The organism is Sphingomonas bacterium, from assembly GCF_903643065.1.
In the GTDB taxonomy this organism is placed as follows: Bacteria; Pseudomonadota; Alphaproteobacteria; order Sphingomonadales; family Sphingomonadaceae; genus Sphingomonas.
The window spans coordinates 1-2,586 of the sequence record NZ_CAHJWX010000469.1 but is presented as its reverse complement, the minus strand read 5'-3'; the positions used below and the strand labels follow the sequence as shown (position 1 = coordinate 2,586).

Below are 2,586 nucleotides of genomic sequence, written 5' to 3'. Positions count from 1 at the left end.
CCCCTGCGCGACGGCGGGCGCGGCCACCGCCGCCGCGGCGGCGCCGATCGCGGCGGTCGTCATCACCTGCCGGCGTGTCGTGTCGGTCATGCGTTTCCTCGTCAATCCGTTGCGAGGAAAACACCCGACCAGTCAAAGGGTTGCGGCTACTGGTACAGCGCCCGCGCATCCTCCTTGAACCGGGCGGCGCTGTCGGACCGGCTGTAGAACATGTGTCCGCCCGGATAGACGCGCAGCCGCACGCGCTCGGCCGCGCCGAACGCCGGCATCTGGTCGACGATCAGCCGCGAGGCGAAGAATGGGCAGGACAGGTCGTCCCAGCCGTGCGCGATGATGACGCGCATCTTCGGGTCCGCCGCGATCGCCTTGCGTAGGTCGGTGACGGGCGTGTCCTCGGGCTTGCCCCGGTTCCAGGCCTGGTTCACCGCATAGGACAGCGCGTTGTAGCGCGCGTCCGTCTTCCAGCCGACCTCGCGCGTCACAAAATTGACCATCGCGCTGGTGGTCGGCGCGATCAGCGCGTCGAGGATCGGGTCGTTCGAGCGCTGCGTCGGCGACCAGGGAAAGGGATCGAACGCGACGACGTTGGAATCGTAGACGCTGCCGATCGTGCCGTCGGCGCGATGCACCTCGCGCAGGTATACGCCCGCGCCGACCCGCCCGCCCAGCCGGCGGACCAGCGCCGGATCGAGCCCGGTCAGCTGGGTCACGCGCGCGATCACGCGATTGGTCGCCTCCGGATCCGACCGGCCGCGCAACAGGTCGCGCGCGAAATCGCCGCGCACATAGCTTTCCACCTCCGCCATCGCGGCGGGGGTCAGCTTGCCCTGCCGCTCCAGGTTCGCCGCCGCCATCGAGGGCAGGTCGACCATCCACGGCAGCGGCGACAGCGCGGTCGCGTCGTCGCCCGAGGCGGGATCGAGATAGGGCGAGACCATGATCAGCCCGCTGACGCCGACGCCGATCTGCGATTGCAGCTCATAGGCGACGCGCGGCGCGCGATAGCCGCCATAGCTCTCCCCCATCACATATTTGGGTGAGCGCAGCCGGCCTTCCTTGACCAGCCAGTCATAGACGACCTTGGACAGGTAGTGGATGTCCGGATCGTTGGCGTAGAACTGCTTCTTGGTCTCGTCCGCGTCGACTAGGCTGCGGCTGAAGCCGGTGCCGACGGGATCGATGAACACCAGGTCGGTGAAGTCGAGCCAGCTGTTCGCGTTGTCGACCGCGATGGGCGTGTCGGACGGCGCGTCGCCCTGCGCGCCGAACTGCATCCGCTTGGGGCCAATCGCGCCCATGTTGAGGTACACCGACGATGCGCCCGGGCCGCCGTTGAACGCGAAGGTGACGGGGCGCAACGGGCCGGCACCGGGCACGGTATAGGCGGTGTAGACCACCTCGCCGATCTCCTTGCCCTTGTCGTCGCGCACGACGACGTGGCCGATCGTCGCCTTGTAGCTCAGCACGCGCCCGCCGATCCGCGCCGTCTGCGCGATCGTCTTGTCCGCCGGCATCGGCGGCAGCTTGGGCTCGGTGTCGCTCTTCTTCTCGACGGTGGTGGTCTGGGCGGACTGGGTCGACTGGGCGAGCGAACCGGCGCTCAGCAGGACGAGCGACAGGGCGGCGAGGGGAGGGAAGCGCATGCGCTGTCGTCGCCTGTACTGGCCGAGCCGTCAACGGGCGAACGGTCGATCGGGAGTTCCTCAACCACCGAACGATGCCTCGACCGCGCTCGGCACGAACGGAGGGGGTGATCACCTCGCTCCCCACCCGTTCGCCCCGAGCGAGGTCGATCAGGGCATGCCCTTGCCGCCGTTGGCGCCAAAGGTGGCGCCGGTCGTGTAGCTGAACTCGTTCGACGCGAGCGCCACATAGAGCGGCGCGAGCTCGGCGGGCTGGCCGGCGCGCATCATCGGCCGTTCGGGATCGTGGCCGAACTCCTTCATCTCGCCCGCGATCTGCCCGCCCGCGACCTGCAGCGGCGTCCAGATCGGGCCGGGCGCGACCATGTTGACCCGGATGCCCTTGCCCGCGACCTGCTTGGCGAGCGCGCGGGTGAACATGTGCATCGCTCCCTTGGTCGACGCATAGTCGAGCAGCTCCTTTTCCGGATCGAAGCTGTTCACCGAGCCCGTATTGATGATGACGGCGCCCGGCGGCATGATCTTCACCGCCGCGCGGCTGAGGCGGAAGGGCGCGAAGATGTTGGTCTCGAACGTGCGGACCATCTGCTCGTCGCTGATCTCGCCGATATCCTCCTTGCTCTGCTGATAGGCGGCGTTGTTGACCAGGATGTCGAGCCCGCCCAGCTCGGCCGCCGCGCGCGCGACGATCTTCTCGCAGGCCGCGAGCGTGCGCAGGTCCATCGGGATCAACACGGCCTTGCGTCCTTCCGCGTGGATCAGCCGCGCCACGTCCTGCGCATCCGGCTCCTCCGTCGGGTAATAGTTGATCGCGACGTCGGCGCCCTCGCGCGCGAAGGCGATGGCGGCGGCGCGGCCGATGCCCGAATCGCCGCCGGTCACCAGCGCGCGCCGACCGGCGAGCCGGCCCGAGCCCTTGTACGATCGCTCGCCGCCATCGGGG

3 protein-coding genes are annotated in these 2,586 nt (G+C 68.9%); all 3 read right to left on the bottom strand.

Annotation, left to right across the window (positions count from 1 at the left end):
• On the bottom strand, window positions 1-90 hold a 90-nt coding region (locus HUU95_RS14810), incomplete at its 3' end, for a twin-arginine translocation signal domain-containing protein (protein WP_174280659.1).
• A gap of 56 nt (window positions 91-146) precedes the next feature.
• Window positions 147-1,643 carry a S10 family peptidase gene (locus tag HUU95_RS13990; protein ID WP_174280658.1) on the bottom strand — a complete coding sequence of 499 codons (1,497 nt, stop codon included), beginning with the start codon at window positions 1,641-1,643 and terminating at the stop codon, window positions 147-149.
• Window positions 1,644-1,793: 150 nt separating this feature from the next.
• Window positions 1,794-2,586: SDR family oxidoreductase (locus tag HUU95_RS13985; protein ID WP_174280657.1), on the bottom strand; the 793-nt coding region annotated here is incomplete at its 5' end.